Annotated in this window: 15 protein-coding genes and 2 pseudogenes; 10 read left to right on the top strand and 7 right to left on the bottom strand. The window is 68.7% G+C overall.

Features of this window, described 5'->3' with window-relative positions; all coding sequences use genetic code 11:
* Window positions 1-138: 138 nt before the first annotated feature.
* The 4 genes from ABZ945_RS19725 to ABZ945_RS19710 all read right to left on the bottom strand — a co-directional run bounded on the left by ABZ945_RS19725 (window position 139) and on the right by ABZ945_RS19710 (window position 3888).
* Window positions 139-774 (bottom strand): LytR C-terminal domain-containing protein, encoded by a 636-nt coding sequence (locus ABZ945_RS19725; RefSeq protein ID WP_361270926.1) that lies wholly within the window; start codon window positions 772-774, stop codon window positions 139-141.
* A gap of 116 nt (window positions 775-890) precedes the next feature.
* Complete coding sequence (locus ABZ945_RS19720; protein ID WP_003949502.1) at window positions 891-1187, bottom strand: type II toxin-antitoxin system VapB family antitoxin; 297 nt, start codon at window positions 1185-1187, stop codon at window positions 891-893.
* 343 nt (window positions 1188-1530) lie between these two features.
* Complete coding sequence (locus ABZ945_RS19715) at window positions 1531-3105, bottom strand: M28 family metallopeptidase (RefSeq protein WP_361270924.1); 1575 nt, start codon at window positions 3103-3105, stop codon at window positions 1531-1533.
* A gap of 192 nt (window positions 3106-3297) precedes the next feature.
* Window positions 3298-3888, bottom strand: a complete 591-nt coding sequence (locus ABZ945_RS19710) for an HhH-GPD-type base excision DNA repair protein (RefSeq protein WP_361270921.1) — start codon at window positions 3886-3888, stop codon at window positions 3298-3300.
* 164 nt (window positions 3889-4052) lie between these two features.
* On the opposite strand from ABZ945_RS19710, the gene ABZ945_RS19705 reads away from it, so the two are divergent.
* From ABZ945_RS19705 to ABZ945_RS19695, 3 genes are all read left to right on the top strand, one after another.
* Window positions 4053-5051 carry an aldo/keto reductase gene (locus tag ABZ945_RS19705; RefSeq protein ID WP_361270918.1) on the top strand — a complete coding sequence of 333 codons (999 nt, stop codon included), beginning with the start codon at window positions 4053-4055 and terminating at the stop codon, window positions 5049-5051.
* A gap of 381 nt (window positions 5052-5432) precedes the next feature.
* Window positions 5433-6872 (top strand): peptidase, encoded by a 1440-nt coding sequence (locus ABZ945_RS19700; RefSeq protein ID WP_361270915.1) that lies wholly within the window; start codon window positions 5433-5435, stop codon window positions 6870-6872.
* Between the two features lie 24 nt (window positions 6873-6896).
* Entirely contained in the window at window positions 6897-7397 is a 501-nt protein-coding gene (locus ABZ945_RS19695; RefSeq protein WP_361270912.1) for a tetratricopeptide repeat protein, read from the top strand.
* On the opposite strand, the gene ABZ945_RS19690 is transcribed toward ABZ945_RS19695, so the two are convergent.
* Window positions 7367-8314, bottom strand: a complete 948-nt coding sequence (locus tag ABZ945_RS19690) for a phosphorothioated DNA-binding restriction endonuclease (protein WP_361270909.1) — start codon at window positions 8312-8314, stop codon at window positions 7367-7369. The genes ABZ945_RS19695 and ABZ945_RS19690 overlap by 31 nt on opposite strands.
* Window positions 8315-8458: 144 nt before the next feature.
* Between ABZ945_RS19690 and ABZ945_RS19685 the strand changes: the two genes are divergently transcribed.
* From ABZ945_RS19685 to ABZ945_RS19665, 5 genes are all read left to right on the top strand, one after another.
* Window positions 8459-8878, top strand: coding sequence for a TOBE domain-containing protein (locus ABZ945_RS19685; protein WP_361270907.1), 420 nt, complete (start codon window positions 8459-8461; stop codon window positions 8876-8878).
* 544 nt (window positions 8879-9422) lie between these two features.
* Complete coding sequence (locus ABZ945_RS19680; RefSeq protein WP_361270904.1) at window positions 9423-10001, top strand: hypothetical protein; 579 nt, start codon at window positions 9423-9425, stop codon at window positions 9999-10001.
* A 12-nt stretch (window positions 10002-10013) separates the two neighbouring features.
* Window positions 10014-10973 (top strand): ParB/RepB/Spo0J family partition protein, encoded by a 960-nt coding sequence (locus tag ABZ945_RS19675; RefSeq protein WP_361270902.1) that lies wholly within the window; start codon window positions 10014-10016, stop codon window positions 10971-10973.
* A gap of 5 nt (window positions 10974-10978) precedes the next feature.
* Complete coding sequence (locus ABZ945_RS19670) at window positions 10979-11551, top strand: hypothetical protein (RefSeq protein ID WP_361270899.1); 573 nt, start codon at window positions 10979-10981, stop codon at window positions 11549-11551.
* Window positions 11552-11976: 425 nt separating this feature from the next.
* Entirely contained in the window at window positions 11977-12681 is a 705-nt protein-coding gene (locus ABZ945_RS19665) for an HNH endonuclease signature motif containing protein (RefSeq protein ID WP_361270897.1), read from the top strand.
* Between the two features lie 524 nt (window positions 12682-13205).
* Here the strand turns inward: ABZ945_RS19665 and ABZ945_RS19660 are convergent.
* Together ABZ945_RS19660 and ABZ945_RS19655 are read right to left on the bottom strand one after the other, a co-directional pair.
* Window positions 13206-13316 (bottom strand): annotated as a pseudogene (locus ABZ945_RS19660) (IS5/IS1182 family transposase); the annotation flags it as partial.
* Window positions 13317-13577: 261 nt separating this feature from the next.
* Window positions 13578-13895 carry an AAA family ATPase gene (locus tag ABZ945_RS19655; RefSeq protein WP_361270894.1) on the bottom strand — a complete coding sequence of 106 codons (318 nt, stop codon included), beginning with the start codon at window positions 13893-13895 and terminating at the stop codon, window positions 13578-13580.
* Here ABZ945_RS19655 and ABZ945_RS19650 point away from each other — a divergent pair.
* Together ABZ945_RS19650 and ABZ945_RS19645 are read left to right on the top strand one after the other, a co-directional pair.
* Window positions 13894-14169: a DUF6251 family protein gene (locus tag ABZ945_RS19650; RefSeq protein WP_361270892.1), complete on the top strand. Its 276-nt coding sequence runs from the start codon at window positions 13894-13896 to the stop codon at window positions 14167-14169. The genes ABZ945_RS19655 and ABZ945_RS19650 overlap by 2 nt on opposite strands.
* Window positions 14156-14365 (top strand): annotated as a pseudogene (locus tag ABZ945_RS19645) (site-specific integrase); the annotation flags it as partial. The gene ABZ945_RS19650 and the pseudogene ABZ945_RS19645, both read left to right, overlap by 14 nt.
* Window position 14366 lies beyond the last annotated feature (1 nt).

Here is a 14366-nt window from a genome sequence, read left to right as displayed (position 1 = left end):
TGACCGGCTGACGGACTGACCGGCTGACGGGCTGACCGGCTGACCGAAGGGTGCGGGACCGCCGGTCGGGCCTCCCTTACGAGGAGCGCTCGGCCCGGCGCCGCCTCCTCCCGCCCGGCACCTGCACTTCTCCGGCGCCTAGCACTTCTCCGGCGTCGGCTTCTTCGGCTGGGAGAGGGCCGTCAGCGCGGCGGTGGCGTCCTGGGGAGGCGCGAGCGCCTTGAAGGCGGTGCCGATGATCAGGTCCACGTCGGCCGTCTGGCGGGTGTCCGTCTTCCGCGCGGCGCCCTTCAGCTGGGTCCCGAGCACCGGGAACGCCGCCTTGTCGGAGTTGGCGGCGCCGAGCAGCACGCCCGGCCCGGGCACCTTCTTGTCGTAGGCCACCGGGGCGTTGCCGACCTTGCCGATCGCGAAGCCGCGCTTCTTCAGCTCGTCGGCGGTCGCCTTGGCGAGGCCGGCCCGGGGGGTCGCGTTGTAGACGTTCACCGTGATCTGCGCCGGCTTGAGCGGGGCGTACACGGTGGTGGCGGTGGTGGTCGCCTTGCGGGGCTTGCAGCGGTCGGCGGCCGCGGTGGCCGCGCCACCGGTCTCCCCGTCGCCGCCGAAGACGTCCACGAGCTGAAGCGTTCCCCAGCCGGCCAGGCCCAGGGCGACCACCGCGGAGAGGCCCGCGACCACGATCCGGCGGCGTCGCCGGGGGCGCCGCATGCGCGGGTAGGTGTTACCCGTGATGCGGTACTTTCCGCCCATACCGGGGGGAGTGAGCATGCTCATGGGCGCAGCGTAATGCTGGCCCCTGACTATGCCTACTAAAGGATCAGCAGATGACCGCCGGACGGGTCTGAAACGGTCCGAACGGCTGATCCAACGAGGCTCAGACCCTCGGACCCTCAGTCCAGTTCGAGTACGCGCGCGTGCAGTACCTGGCGCTGCTGGAGGGCCGCGCGCACCGCGCGGTGCAGTCCGTCCTCCAGATAGAGGTCGCCCCGCCACTTCACGACATGGGCGAAGAGGTCGCCGTAGAACGTCGAGTCCTCGGCCAGGAGCGTCTCCAGATCCAGCTGGCCCTTGGTGGTCACCAGCTGATCGAGGCGGACCGGGCGCGGCGCGACGTCCGCCCACTGCCGGGTGCTTTCCCGGCCGTGGTCGGGGTACGGCCGCCCGTTGCCGATGCGCTTGAAGATCACACGGAAAGCCTACCGGGCGGATGGCGCCCGGCGCAGCCACGCGGCGCCGGTGCGATGCGTGAGAAACCGGAGCAAAGCGGTAACCGGTACGGGCGGGATCACGCCGGTTCACCCGGCTGGGCTATCCCGGGACGCACCCGGGACGCCCCCGGGGAGGTCTTGGGACGCCCCCGGGGAGGCCCTGGGGAGGCCCCGGGACGCCCCCGCGTGCCCGAGCCACCGCTCCGTACGGTCGTTGGGCGAAGTCCGCTCCCGGGCCGTCCCGGTCATCGGGCGAACGCGTGGGGCGCGGCCGGAGGGAATCCGACCGCGCCCCGACGCGTAGCCCTGGTGCCGATCGGTGCTACTCCGTGACCTCGTGGCCGTGGCCGTCGTGCAGGCCGCCGCCGCTGCCCGCGTCGCCCTCGGTGGGGACGGTGGTCACCGGCTTGCGCAGCGAGCTGAGGTCGTGCGCGTAGGTGCCGACCGCGTTGGCGATGACATCGACGTTGGCGTCCATCGCGGTGAGGTTGATGTTCTTCAGGTCATCGCACTTGGCGTGGTAGCAGGCGTCGTACGCGACCCCGGCCGTGCCGCCGAACTTCTGTGCCTGCGCCGGGGTCTTGACGCCCTCGGCACCCGTGAACGTACCGCCGGACGGGATGCCCACCTCGATGAACGGCCCGTAGTCCGAGCGGCCGGTGAAGTCGGTGCCCTCGTGCGGCAGACCGCGCTTGTCCATGAACTCGTTGATGTCCCGCTCCAGCTGGGCCGAGCCCGCCGGGCCCGCCGGGGAGCCGACGCCGTCCGAGTTGTCGCCGTCGTAGACGAACAGCCCGTAGTTCGGCGAGGCGATCATGTCGAAGTTCAGATAGAGCTTGATCTCCTTGCGGTCCAGCGCGCTGAGGTTGGCCACATAGTGCTCGGAGCCGAGCAGGCCGTTCTCCTCGGCCGACCACCAGGCGAAGCGCACCTTGTTGGTGGTCTTGTTGATCTCCTTCGACTGGGCGAACTTCAGCGCCACGTCGAGGAGTCCGGCCGAGCCGGAGCCGTTGTCGTTGATGCCGGGGCCGGCCGTCACCCCGTCGAGGTGGGCGCCGAGCATCACCGTGTTGGCGGCGTTGCCCCGGGCCGTCTCGGCGATGACGTTGTTGGTGGTCCGCTTCTCCTGGAGCTGGCGGAGGTCGAAGCGGACCGTCACCGGGCCCTTGGCCGCGTCGGCGGCGAGTTTCTCGCCCTCGGCCTGGGTGATGCCGCCGGTGGGTATCTTGGCGGCGTTGGCGTCGCCCAGGGTGCCGGAGAGCGCGCCCGCGGTGTTGTTGTAGATGATCGCGCCGGTGGCGCCCGCCGCCGCGGCCTGCGCCTGCTTGTCGGCGAAGGTGCAGCCGCCCCGCTTGATCAGGGCGATCTTCCCGGTGTACGCGGTGCCCGCGTAGTCGGCCGCCTCGCAGCCGGGGGTGGTGTCCTCCGCCGGGGCGGGGACCGCGGCCAGCTCGGCCGTGACACCGCCGACCGGGGTCGACTTGGTGTAGGTCATCGCCGATATCGCGACGTCCCGCGCCTCGGGCGAGACCACCGAGAGCTTCTCGGCCTGGGTGTTGGTGAACTGGAACTCGAACTTCTGGTACGAGACCTGGTAGCCGGCCTTCTTCAGCTGCTGGTACACATACGCGGCCGAGGCGTCGTGCCCGAGGGTGCCGGCCGCGCGGTTGCCGCCGGCCGAGTCGGCTATCTGCTGGAACTTCTGCAGGTGCCGGTACGCGTCCTTGGCGGAGGCGTCGCGCACCAGCTTCTGGGAGAGCTTCGCGGCGTCCTTGGCCGCTTCCTGTCCGGGGTCGGTCCGGACGGCGGAGGCGGGGGACGCGGAGACCAGCAGGAGCGGAGTCGCGAGTGCGGCCGCGGCCAGGGCGGCCGCCGCTCTGCGATGGGATGCGTTCACAGAGGTCCTTCCGGGGCGAACGAGGTTGAGGGGAAGCTAGCGATCTCCCAGGCTCCTGTGAACGGATGTGCCACAACTCACGTCTGATTCCGTACATTTGGCATCGCAGAACGTCACTTCGGTGCGGAACCTCCGCTTCCCCCGGCCGATCCGGAGACCTTGGCCGCCCGGCCCGGAGGCCATCGAGTCCCGCTACTCCGACTCCTTCTCCTGCTTGGCCGCGCGCTTGGCCTCCTGCTTGTACGCGCGCACCCGGGCGAGGGACTCGGGCCCGGTGATGTCGGCCGCCGAACGGTACGAGCCCTCCTCGCCGTACGCGCCCGCCGCCTCCCGCCAGCCGGGCGGCCGCACCCCGTACTGCTTGCCCAGCAGCGCCAGGAAGATCTGCGCCTTCTGCCTGCCGAAGCCGGGCAGCGCCACCAGCCGGGCCAGCAGCTCCTTGCCGCTCGCCGCGTCCGCCCAGACGGCCTCCGCCGCGCCGTCGTACTCCGCCACCAGATAGCGGCACAGCTGCTGCACCCGCTTGGCCATCGAGCCCGGGTAGCGGTGCACCGCCGGCTTGGCCGCGAGCAGGTCGGCGAACGCCTCCGGGTCGTACCCGGCGATCTCGTGCGCGTCGAGATCGTCCCCGCCCATCCGCCGGGCGATCGTGTACGGGCCGGAGAACGCCCACTCCATGGGCACCTGCTGGTCCAGCAGCATCCCGGTGAGCGCGGCGAGCGGACTGCGTCCCAGCAGCTCGTCGGCCTCGGCCTGCTGGGCCAGGTGGATCGTGGTGGTCATGGACCGATGGTCGCCCGGCCGTCCGCCCCCCGCACGGCGGGACGGCCGCCCGGGCCCGTACGGCGGACCGGTACCGCCATCGGCCCTTGACTTGGAGAGCGCTCCAACACCGAGAGTCCTCCTGCCACCGCCCGCGCCCAGCGGGCCGTACCAGGGGGTCCTCCATGCGTTACCGCACCATCGGCACCGATCCGGCCACCCGTCGCGAGGTGAGCGTGCTCAGCCTCGGCGCCATGCTCTTCGGCACCAGGACCGACGAGCGCACGTCCTTCGCGATCCTCGACCGGTACGTGGAGGCCGGCGGCACCTTCATCGACACCTCCAACAACTACGCGTACTGGCACCACGGCACCCAGGGCGGCGAGAGCGAGGCGCTGCTCGGCCGCTGGCGGCGCAGCCGGGGCGTCGGCGACGAGATCGTGATCGCCACCAAGCTCGGCGCCCGCCCGACCGCACCGGGCAGGGACTTCACCACCGACCGCGAAGGCCTCTCGGCGAAGGTCGTCCGCGAGTCGTCCGAACGCAGCCGTGAGCTCCTCGGCGTGGAGCGGCTCGACCTGCTGTACGCGCACATCGAGGACCCGGAGACCCCGTTGGGCGAGACCGTCGAGGCGTTCGCCGGGCTGGTCGGCGAGGGGACGGTCGGCCTGCTCGGGGTGTCCAACCACTGGGCCTGGAAGGTGGAACGTGCCCGGAGCCTGGCGGCGGCCGCCGGACTGCCCGCGTACGAGGTGCTCCAGTACCACCACACCTATCTGCGCCGCCGCACCGATGTGCCCGGCCGGCTCTCCCCGGACGGTGACCAGGGCGTGGCCGACGGCGCCCTCCTCAGTTACGTACGCGAGGAGCAGGAACGGGACCCGGGGCTGGCGCTGGTGGCGTACAGCCCGCTGCTGTCGGGTGCTTACGTACGTGAGGACAAGCCGCTCGACCACGAGCTGGACCACGCGGGCACCCCGGCCCGGCTGGCGGCGCTCCGCGAGGTGGCCGCCGAGACCGGGGCCACCGTCAACCAGGTGGTGCTGGCCTGGCTGATCGGCGCCGAGGTGCCGGCGATCCCGCTCGTCGGGGCGTCGTCGGTGGCCCAGCTGGACGAGAGCCTGGCCGCCGCCGATCTGGACCTGACCGCCGAGCAGCGGGCCCGCCTGGACGCGGTGCGCTGAACGAACGCCCGTACGGCCGGGTGATCTGCATCACTCGGCCGTGCGCAAAGCGACGCCCCACGGCATCCTTCCCGCCCTCCCGCACGCCTTTTGTACTGTCTGCACCGTCTGTACCGTCCATTGAGGACCGGAACGGGGCAAGAGGCGGGCCGGAAAGGGGTGAAACCCCCTTCGCGGCAACGGGAGACGGTCATACGATCTTCCCGGGCCGCACACCGGCGGCTGCCCGCGGCGACCACCGCCGGCGTCTCCCCGCCACCCCGCCCTCCCCCTTTCCCTGCCCCTCCCCCTTTCCCTTTCCTTTGACATTCGACGACCCGTCATGGCGCGCACCGCGTCCGGACGTCGGGCCCGGCCCGGCACCCTGACCGAAGGGCTGAAGTGAGAATCCGCCGAACGCTGGCCACGGCCGTCGCCGCCGCCGTGACCGCCCCCGTCGTCCTGCTGTCCGCCCCGCCCGCGCTCGCCGTGCCCCGTCTGTCCGGGTCGGCGCCCGGGGCCGAGCCCGCGGCGCAGGAGAGCAGCCGGGACCGGACCGTGGCGCCCGAGCCCGCCGCATCCGCCGCCAGGCGGCAGTCCGCCGACCAGCCGGACTCCCGTAACGAGTCCCGCAAGGGCGACCAGGGGGCCCAGGGCGGTGATCCGCAGAACCTCTCCGTCCCGGCGCTGCGGCGGGCGGTCGCCGAGGCGCGCGCGGCCCATGAGAAGGCCGTGGCCGCCGAGGAGGCGGCGATGGCGGCGTTCGAGAAGGTGGACGCGGACGGCGCGCCGCTGGTCCGGGCGATCGACGAGGCCGAGAAGGCGGCCGCCGCCGCGAACACCGCCCGGGAGGCCGCCGACCAGGCGCTGGTCGAGGCCGAGGACGCCCTCGCCGAGCTGCCCGACGACGCCACCGACGACCAGAAGAAAGCCGCCGAGAAGGCGGTGGCCGACGCCACCGCGGCCGTCGCGGTCGCCGAGAAGACGGAGACCGAGGCGCAGGCCGAGGTGACCGCGGCGCACACCGCGCTGGGCGACGCCCTGGTGGCCGCCTCCCGTGCGGTCCGCAAGGCCCAGGACGCCGCGGCCGCCGCCCAGGCCGCCCTGGACGCGGCCGAACAGGCCCTCAAGGACGCCCTGGAGCAGGCCGTCGAGGGCGCCTGCGTCCCCGAACCGCGGCTCACCGCCCGGGCGCTGGGTGTGCCCGGCGCGGTCGAGCGGGGCGCCACCGTGGTCTTCACGGTGCGGGTCGCCAACGGCACCGCCCGTACCATGGACACGGTCTGGCCGTACATCGCCGTGAGCGCCGTCGACCAGGGCGGTCAGAAGGGCATCGGGGACAAGCTGGACCTGACCTGGTCCACCGCCGGCGACCCGGACTGGCAGGAGCTGGACGGCGACAACTTCGCGGGCGCGGTCGAGACGCTGCAGCCCGGTGAGCACGCCGACATCAAGGTACGGCTGAAGGCCGGTGCCCAGACGCCCCTGGGCACCGGGACGGTGTCGGTGGCCGCCGACTACCTCAACGACGACGACTCCTGCGGCGGCACACCGGTCTACTACGAGTACGGCTTCGCCCTGACCGCCGCGAACTCCACGGTCACCCCGGGCACCTCGCCCACCCCCGCCCCGTCCCCGGCCGGCGGCGCCCAGAGCCAGGTGTGGACCCCGGCCGGCCCGTCCAGCCCTGTCGCCACCGGCTCGGGCCTCGGCGGCAGCCTGGCCGCCACCGGCTCGTCCTCCGCCGTCCCGGGCATCGCCCTGGCGAGCGGGACGGCGCTGCTGCTGGGCGCCGGCGCGGTCTACGCGGCCCGCCGCCGCCGAAGCACCCCGCAGGACTGACGCCGCTGTCCACAGGAGGCACCCATGGTGAAGCAGCCGCCGCCGGCCGGCCTGGCCGAAGCCGAACGCTCGTACCAGGCCGGGCGCTTCGAGGAGGCGCGGGCGCTGCTGGTGGCGCTCAGCGCCGCGTACCCCGAGGACGCCGAGACGGCGTACCGCACGGCGAGCGTCCACGACCGCCTGGGGCTGGAGGCCGAGGCGGTGCCGTACTACGAGCGGTGCCTGAGCGGCGCGGAGCTGTCGGACTCCTCACGGCGCGGCGCGCTGCTCGGGCTCGGCAGCACCTACCGCGTCCTCGGCCGGTACGAGGAGGCCGTGCGCACCCTGCGCCGGGGCGCCGAACGGTACCCGGACGACGGGGCGCTCCGCGCCTTCCTGGCGATGGCCCTCTACAACACCGGCGGCCACCACGAGGCCACCACCCTGCTGCTGCGGCTGCTCGCCGAGACCAGCGGGGACGAAACCGTACGGGCCTACCGTCGTGCCATCGTCCACTACGCCGACGACCTGGACGCGACCGTCTGAGGTCCCTTCGCTCCCCCGTTCCCGCGGAAGACATGGGCCGTATGCCAGAAGCGGTGCTCGGCCGCCACCGGCGCCGAACCGTGCCGCGGGCCGATCAGGGCTTGCCCCGCCAAGGCGCGCACCTGCTGCTCGGCGGCCGCGCTCCGGCCCGCGAACCGGGCTGACACCACCACCCGCAGATCCTCGCCGAGACCCAGTACGCCCTTGTCGAAGAGCTTGTGGTGCAGGGCGCAGAGGCAGAGCCCGTTGTCGACGTCGTCCGGCCCCTTGAACGCCCACCAGCGCACATGGGCCGCCTCCAGCCCGACCGGCACCGTGCCGAGCGCCCCGTCGTACCCGCAGAACGCGCACCGGTACTCGTACGCCGCCAGCACCATGTCCCGCATCCGCCGCCCCCGCCGCCGCCCCCGCTGCCCCGGCACCAGCCCCAACCCTCCGTACTCCCCAGGCGCCCCATGGTCCCCGTACTCCAACTCCACCCCCGCCGCCTCGCACAGCTCCCCATGCAACGACGGCGGGAAGTGCAGATCCAGCAGGATCCGGGCCATCCGGACGAGCAGCGCCGGATCGCGCCTCAGCGCCGTCCGCAGTTCGGGGTCCAGCCGGCCGCGCGCTCCGGACGCCCGCAGCTCGGTCACCAGCGGGCCCGGGCTCCCCGCCCCGCCGTCCGTGCTCACCTCCCACACCCCGTCACCCGTCAGATGGTGGAAGGGGTACGCGGGAGTGGTCCGGTTCCTCGGCCCGTACTCGGCCAGCAGCCGCTTCAGGTCCCCCTCCACGGCGCTGTACCGCAGCTCGCCCTCGGGGTCCTCCTGGAAGCGGCCCAAGGCGTACAGCAGCAGCAACGGCTTGTGCGGCGCCCGCGCGCCGTCCCGCGCCCACTGCCGCAGCCCCGCCACCCGCTCCAACCAGTCCACGGCCGCCGAGCCTATCCAGGGCCGTGGATGCGAGGTGATCACCCCTCCCCGCCTCGCACCCGCGACGGCCGTTCTGCGCCCTTCGCCGGAAATGGCTACCGTCGCCTTCCGTACGCACGCGCGAACCGACCAGTGAGGCACCCCATGACCCTGAGCATCCGCAACCAGCTCCCCGGCACGGTCTCCTCCATCACCAGCGGCGAGGCCATGTCCACCGTGCGGGTACGCCTGGTCGGCGGCCAGGACATCACCGCCGCCATCACCACCGACGCCGTCAAGGACCTGGGCCTGTCCGAGGGCTCCGAGGTCCGCGCCCTGGTCAAGTCCACCGAGGTCGCCCTCGCCACCGCCCCCGTGACCGGCCTCTCCATCCGCAACCAGCTCCCCGGCACCGTCACCGGCGTCACCACCGGCGGCGCCATGGCCAGCGTCCGCCTCGACGTCGACGGCGCCGAACTGACCGCCGCCATCACCAAGGACGCCGTCCAGGACCTCGCCCTCACCCCCGGCACCCCCGCCGTCGCCCTGATCAAGTCCACCGAGATCTCCCTCGCCTCGGCCTGACCAAGGGCGCCGGATTCTGCGGGCACATACCGAAGGGCCCCACCGCGATCGGTGGGGCCCTTCGGTACACCGGACAGAAACCAGGACAAGGATCGCTCCAGTGCCGAGGTCGGCCGCCGTGGGTACGTGCGGGGGGAGTGACCCTGGCGGACCGAGTCTGGGTAACTCGCTTTGCAGGTTTGCCTGGGCTGGGCAGGACGCGATCCGGGGGTGTTCGATGGCGTTCATCCCCGTGCGGAGCCAGCGAGACGGACGCGGTCTACTCCGAGGAGCCAGCACAGAGGTTGGGGGTTGCGGGTGACGTCGGAGCTTCCCATCACCTGATGGCTCGACCCGGTCCCCTGGTCCCATTTGCCTCCCAGCTACAGCTCATCACCCACGATGACCCTCTGGCATGAGCCCATCGCAGCCGATTCGACGGTTATCGACGTTTACCTACGGCTGCTCAAGTGTCTCTGATCACGCTTACACCACCTCTGAGCTGCGCTTATTCATTTTACCGAAAGTCACACACCCGGCTTATCGAGTGGCTATCGTCGTAGCTATGACAGCGACAGCCACTGCAGAGGACCACCTCGCGACCGGCGACTCCATCAACGAGCAGCTGAACGCCGGCGCTTCCCTGGACGCTGCCGCCGCTCGCCTGGGAATCACTTCGAGGTGGGCCAGGAAGCTTGCGTGGCTGTCGCGAACCTTCACGGCTGCGGACCGTGAAGAGATCGGGGCTGAGAACCTGGCGAGCCTTCGGATCACGCACCTTGAAGCAATCGCAGGACAGCAGGCACAGCTCCGTGTCCCGCTCCTGATAACGGCAGCTGAGGAGCTGCTGTCCGTGCGCGGCCTCAGGAAGCGGGCGGCCGGACTGCGAAGCGGCTGCCGCCCGGCCGTCAAGGCTACCGACACCGTGGAGCGATCCGGTGGCCCAGATGCGCTGCGAAGCACGGAGCGGGCTCTGGCCCGGTACGCCGGAATGCCGAAGGAGCAACTCCTGCGGATCTATACCGGGGAGTCAGGGCCGTACATCGCCGGTGTCATTCGGGCAGCCCACCAGCTGGAGGCCCGTATCACTCAAGAGGGCGGCGAATCCTTCGGTATGGCGCCTAACGACGGAAACCTCATCTAGGAGATTCGGGCAATGGCCCTCGAAGTAGTCGAGACTGGTCGGCACGTCCCCTTGGACGAGATTGCCGAGTCCCCGCAGAAGGTGCGCCGAGAAACTGTCGAGCAACGCCTTGACGACCTCGCGAAGAGCATCAAGGAACACGGTCAGATCCATGCCGTATCTCTTCTCCAGCACGACGACGCGCCTGTAGGTAAGTACGAACTCATAAACGGACACCGCCGCTTTCAGGCAGCACGCCGCGGCGGTATGAGAAGCCTCCGGGCTAACATCTACCGCATTCCGGCGGGGCAGGAGAAGAACAGAGATCTGCTGATTCAGCAGCATCTCTACGCAGCGAACATGGCTGAGCCTCTCATCCCGGTAGAACGTGCTCGGATGTTCGAAGCACTGATTCAGCAATACGGTATGAGTGTTGAGCAAGTTGCTAATTGCTTCGGGGGGGAAACTGCGGAATCCGTGGCCGAAGCGATGAAGTACCTCGCCATCGACCCCGTAGTGCTCGACGTGATCTCTGCTCATCCGGAGAAATTCTCCGAAGGCCACATTCGTGTACTTGCTGAGTTTTCCTCTCCCGGCAAGCGGGCTTGGCGGATGAAGCCGGATGAGCAACTTCGAGTAGCGCGGGAAGTCGCTGAACAAAAGGACAAGCTCATCGCAGCGGATCCGCGCAAGCTCGAAGAGCGCGTAAAGAGTGTTGTCAAGCTTCGGCGTGAGCAGGAACGTGCCAAGAACGAAAAGGAAAAGATCAAGAAGACGCAGGCCGACCCGGTTAAGGTGCTCTTCAGGGCTGTTGAAGCTGTGGAGAGTGCCGTGCGCAGTCTCCGCGACGTTGACCTCCTACCCATTAAGGAAATTGACGCGGGCGACAAGGGTGACCTGATTAAGCGCCTTTACGATTCTGTGCAGTCGCTCGACGATTTCGCGAATGAGCGGCTGTCTAAGCTTGCTACCTCTCGGAAGACCGCCCAGTGAATGAAATGAAAGAGCTGAATAATCGGAGCGGCCATAGGGAGCGTCTGCAGGTTAACCCGGACACGCTTCGGCTCGTCCCGGCAGGGAGACGCGAATTCTGGGAAAAGCTCGCAGAAGATGTCGAGCTCAATATTGCGAGCCAGTTTGGTAAGCGTTGGACTATGCTTGCCACCCTTACAGTGATACTGGCTACGCCAGAAGATACTTATGAGGATGTGGCACGCGCTTTGAATCGCTCACCCGGAGCGATTCGGTATCGACGGCAAGCAATGATTCACCTATTGCGCGACGAGCATTCTGCCGTTGACCGTGTAGAAGCGTACAGGGGCGACCGCAAGAAATTCCACAAGTACAGTGACTATGCGCAAGTTGCTGAAGCTCTTGAACATTTGGGGTATTTCGACTTGCCCGTTCGGGAGCAATTTGTGCTTGCAGTACCTCTGGGGCAGCCAAGCAAGAGTTGGCGCGGGGACGGTTCATCCGCGGCTCTGGCGCAGAAAAAAGGACGAGAAGGTTCGCTCAAAGACGAGGTGCGTCGACTGCTAGATGAGGCCCGAAAGCGTAACATTTACTCTTAGGTCAAATTCTCTTTACGGCTCGCCGGTTTCTCCGGCGGGCCGTTGTCGTTGTCCGGATACGGCACACGATGACATGGGTCCCGGGTGTTCGGATGGGCACCGGGTTCGGCGATACCGAGGAAGCATCGCTCACAGATGGCATTACCTTGACGCATCTCGCGCACGTCTAACAGCCGACCGTCCCCCGACCTCCACGCGCGCTCGGGGCCACGCTCCGCACACGCGAAACCACAGAGCCTACGCGAGCCCCCGGGGATGGGACATCAGCGCGGCCCCGCCCTCCAACACATGCTGTCCGGCATGAACTATTGCTGCGCCGAACGTTGCCGGACGTTGCGCCAGCGTTGACACAGTGATGCGCCGCATGCCATGGTTGATGTACCGGCGCACCGCAGGGGGGTGCCGGAGAGGAGGAAGGAATCCAAATGAGCACGCCTATGCGCAGGACGTCGCTGGTAAAGGTCGCCGAGTTCGTGGCTTCCAGGGGGGTGGGCGGCAAGTTCAGCAAGCTGGAGCTTTTTGAGGCCGTCCCGGACGTCTCTCAGGCGGACCGCCGCATGCGGGACCTCAGACCGATGGGCTGGAAGATCGACAACTACAAGGTCAACCCGAATCTCAAGCCGGATGAGTACCTCGTCAGGGAACTGGGGACGAGAGTCGACCTTGGTGAGACGCCGCCAAAGACCATTCGCAAGAACATCACCGGCCCCAAGCGGCGGCGCATCCTGGAGCGTGACGGCCATACGTGCCAGGTCTGCGGGATCCGCGCGGGGCAGGAATTCCCGGACGCCCCCGGTCGCACCGCAGTTTTGACCATCGGCCATATCATCCCGATCAACCGCGGCGGCGCGAATGACGATGAGAACCTACGTGCCGAATGCCAGCGTTGCGGCGACGAGTCTCGCGACATCACTGTGGACCCGCCCACAGGTCAGCAGGTGCTTGCCCACGCTTCCCACCGGAGCCTGAAGGACAAGCGCACCCTCTACGGCTGGATGCAGGCCGGGCGGCGCACCCCGTCTGACACCGAGAAGGTCTTTCAGGAGTGGTCCCGGTTGTCAGGGGAAGAGCGCATAAAGGTCATGACTGCCCTTGCGGAGCAGGTCATCAAGGGGCTTGAAAATGACTGACCCATCCGCCCGGCAGCCGCCTGCCAGATGCACCTCGCGACCTAGCCCATGAGGGGCGGCGGCGTGCCAGTGAGGTAAGTAGGATGGGCAGCGCTTCACCGGTTTCCCTAGCTCGTCGACCTCCTTGTCGGGAGTCGTCGGTTACCCCGTGAAAGTCAAGGAAGTTGATGGAACTGGAGGTGCAACGGTGGTGAGTTCTGACATGGGCAAGCCTGGCAGGAAGTGGACCGGACCGGAGCAGTGGCAGGTGGGTCTGGCAGCGCTGGGAGTGCTTGTGGCGATCATCGCCTTGATGCTGCAGCTCGTGCAGTAGCGACAGCATTGTGAGCCCTGAGACGGCCGTGCCGGGAAGAAGTGAGCCCGGCCGAATCGAGAACGGCCGGGCTCAGTACTGCACCGCGAAGGCCTGCTGGGTGGCACCCCGGTCGGGCCTTCTGCATAGATGGCCACAGTTCAAAACTGCAACCATGTCCACCACCGTAGCGTACTGCTCCGTACGCTACGACGAGGCGGTTTCTTTCGGATCATCTCGCTGACCAGATGGAGATGGCGGCGATATGGAGTCCGGCGAGGTAAATGGTGGCGGTCTTGTCGTATCGGGTGGCGAGGCCGCGCCACTGCTTGAGCTTGTTGAGGTCAACGACACACATCAACCAACGATCGGATGATCCGGAGGAAACGTCCTAGACGATGTCGCGCACTCGGCAGCGTCAGAGGCACCCCCCAGGGCGCCGATCACAGCCGCGGGATCGCCGTCGCACCGCACATGCAGCTCCTCAGCCTCCGGAGGGAAGAGCCGGGCGCGATACCGCTGAAGATCGCTCTCGGAGACATAGATCGCGTTCGAATCGTTCACGTGGAACTTGTTGCAATTGCTGATCCGTGCCCATGACTCGTCATGGCTCACCCGCCAGGTAGATGAGGAGCGGGATCGCTCCGGCACCGATGGCGAGCGACCGCCACTTCTCCTCCTCTGGGGTCCAGAAGCCGTGGTCGACCACGACGTCATGTCCGGCCTTCAGGTGCTCCCTGAGTCCGACGGCCACGTCTCCGTGGACGGAGCGTTCCAGGGTCGGGAAGACTCTGCGTGGGAAGTTGACGCCGTACACGCCATGCAGACGGAACACCTCCTCGTCCGGACACAGCCGCTCGAATCCGCGCTCGGTGAGGACTCGGGACAGGGCGGTCTTGCCGGAGCCGGGAAGGCCCGCCATGAACACACCGCAGCCGGCGAGGCGGCGCAAGACTCGCCTGTGCGTCGTTCAAGTCGCTCAAGCCCCGACTGCGGATCGGGCTCGGCTCCGGCTCGGCGCCGGCAGCGTCGCCGCTGGGGGCTACTTCCGCCCCCTCCTCGTCGGTGCTCGCACCGCCATTGCGGCCGACATCGCCTTCCTCGCCGTCGTCCTCGCCTGGGGCGTTGTGACGGTCCTGAAGTCGATCGGAGGCACGGAGGAGCAGGCCGCCGCAAAGTCCATCGGCGGTCCGTGACGGCCGACTGCACAACGTGCGGCACACCATCGGCACGGTGCTGCTGCTGAGCGTTCCCGATCGGGTGATCGACCAGATCATGGGTTGGGAGCCGGGCGGGGCCGAACGGATGCGGGCGCGCTACCTCCACGTCTCCGACCAACTCCTGAAGGAGGTGACTCGGAAGATCGGCGCGGCGATCTGGGGGACCCAGTGAA

The sequence above is a fragment of the Streptomyces sp. NPDC046887 genome (assembly GCF_040644755.1).
Taxonomy (GTDB): domain Bacteria; phylum Actinomycetota; class Actinomycetes; order Streptomycetales; family Streptomycetaceae; genus Streptomyces; species Streptomyces lichenis.
The sequence above is the reverse complement of the archived record's forward strand: the minus strand, read 5'-3'. Positions and strand labels throughout refer to the sequence as shown.

What these genes read in the sequence shown, in the direction of transcription:
- ABZ945_RS19685 (WP_361270907.1), top strand. Translation starts at nt 8,459, where the DNA reads ATGACCCTGAGCATCCGCAACCAGCTCCCCGGCACGGTCTCCTCCATC.
- ABZ945_RS19725 (WP_361270926.1), bottom strand. Translation starts at nt 774, where the DNA reads ATGAGCATGCTCACTCCCCCCGGTATGGGCGGAAAGTACCGCATCACG.
- ABZ945_RS19665 (WP_361270897.1), top strand. Translation starts at nt 11,977, where the DNA reads ATGAGCACGCCTATGCGCAGGACGTCGCTGGTAAAGGTCGCCGAGTTC.
- ABZ945_RS19680 (WP_361270904.1), top strand. Translation starts at nt 9,423, where the DNA reads ATGACAGCGACAGCCACTGCAGAGGACCACCTCGCGACCGGCGACTCC.
- ABZ945_RS19650 (WP_361270892.1), top strand. Translation starts at nt 13,894, where the DNA reads ATGAACACACCGCAGCCGGCGAGGCGGCGCAAGACTCGCCTGTGCGTC.
- ABZ945_RS19695 (WP_361270912.1), top strand. Translation starts at nt 6,897, where the DNA reads ATGGTGAAGCAGCCGCCGCCGGCCGGCCTGGCCGAAGCCGAACGCTCG.
- ABZ945_RS19670 (WP_361270899.1), top strand. Translation starts at nt 10,979, where the DNA reads ATGAAAGAGCTGAATAATCGGAGCGGCCATAGGGAGCGTCTGCAGGTT.
- ABZ945_RS19655 (WP_361270894.1), bottom strand. Translation starts at nt 13,895, where the DNA reads ATGGCGGGCCTTCCCGGCTCCGGCAAGACCGCCCTGTCCCGAGTCCTC.
- ABZ945_RS19705 (WP_361270918.1), top strand. Translation starts at nt 4,053, where the DNA reads ATGCGTTACCGCACCATCGGCACCGATCCGGCCACCCGTCGCGAGGTG.
- ABZ945_RS19710 (WP_361270921.1), bottom strand. Translation starts at nt 3,888, where the DNA reads ATGACCACCACGATCCACCTGGCCCAGCAGGCCGAGGCCGACGAGCTG.
- ABZ945_RS19675 (WP_361270902.1), top strand. Translation starts at nt 10,014, where the DNA reads ATGGCCCTCGAAGTAGTCGAGACTGGTCGGCACGTCCCCTTGGACGAG.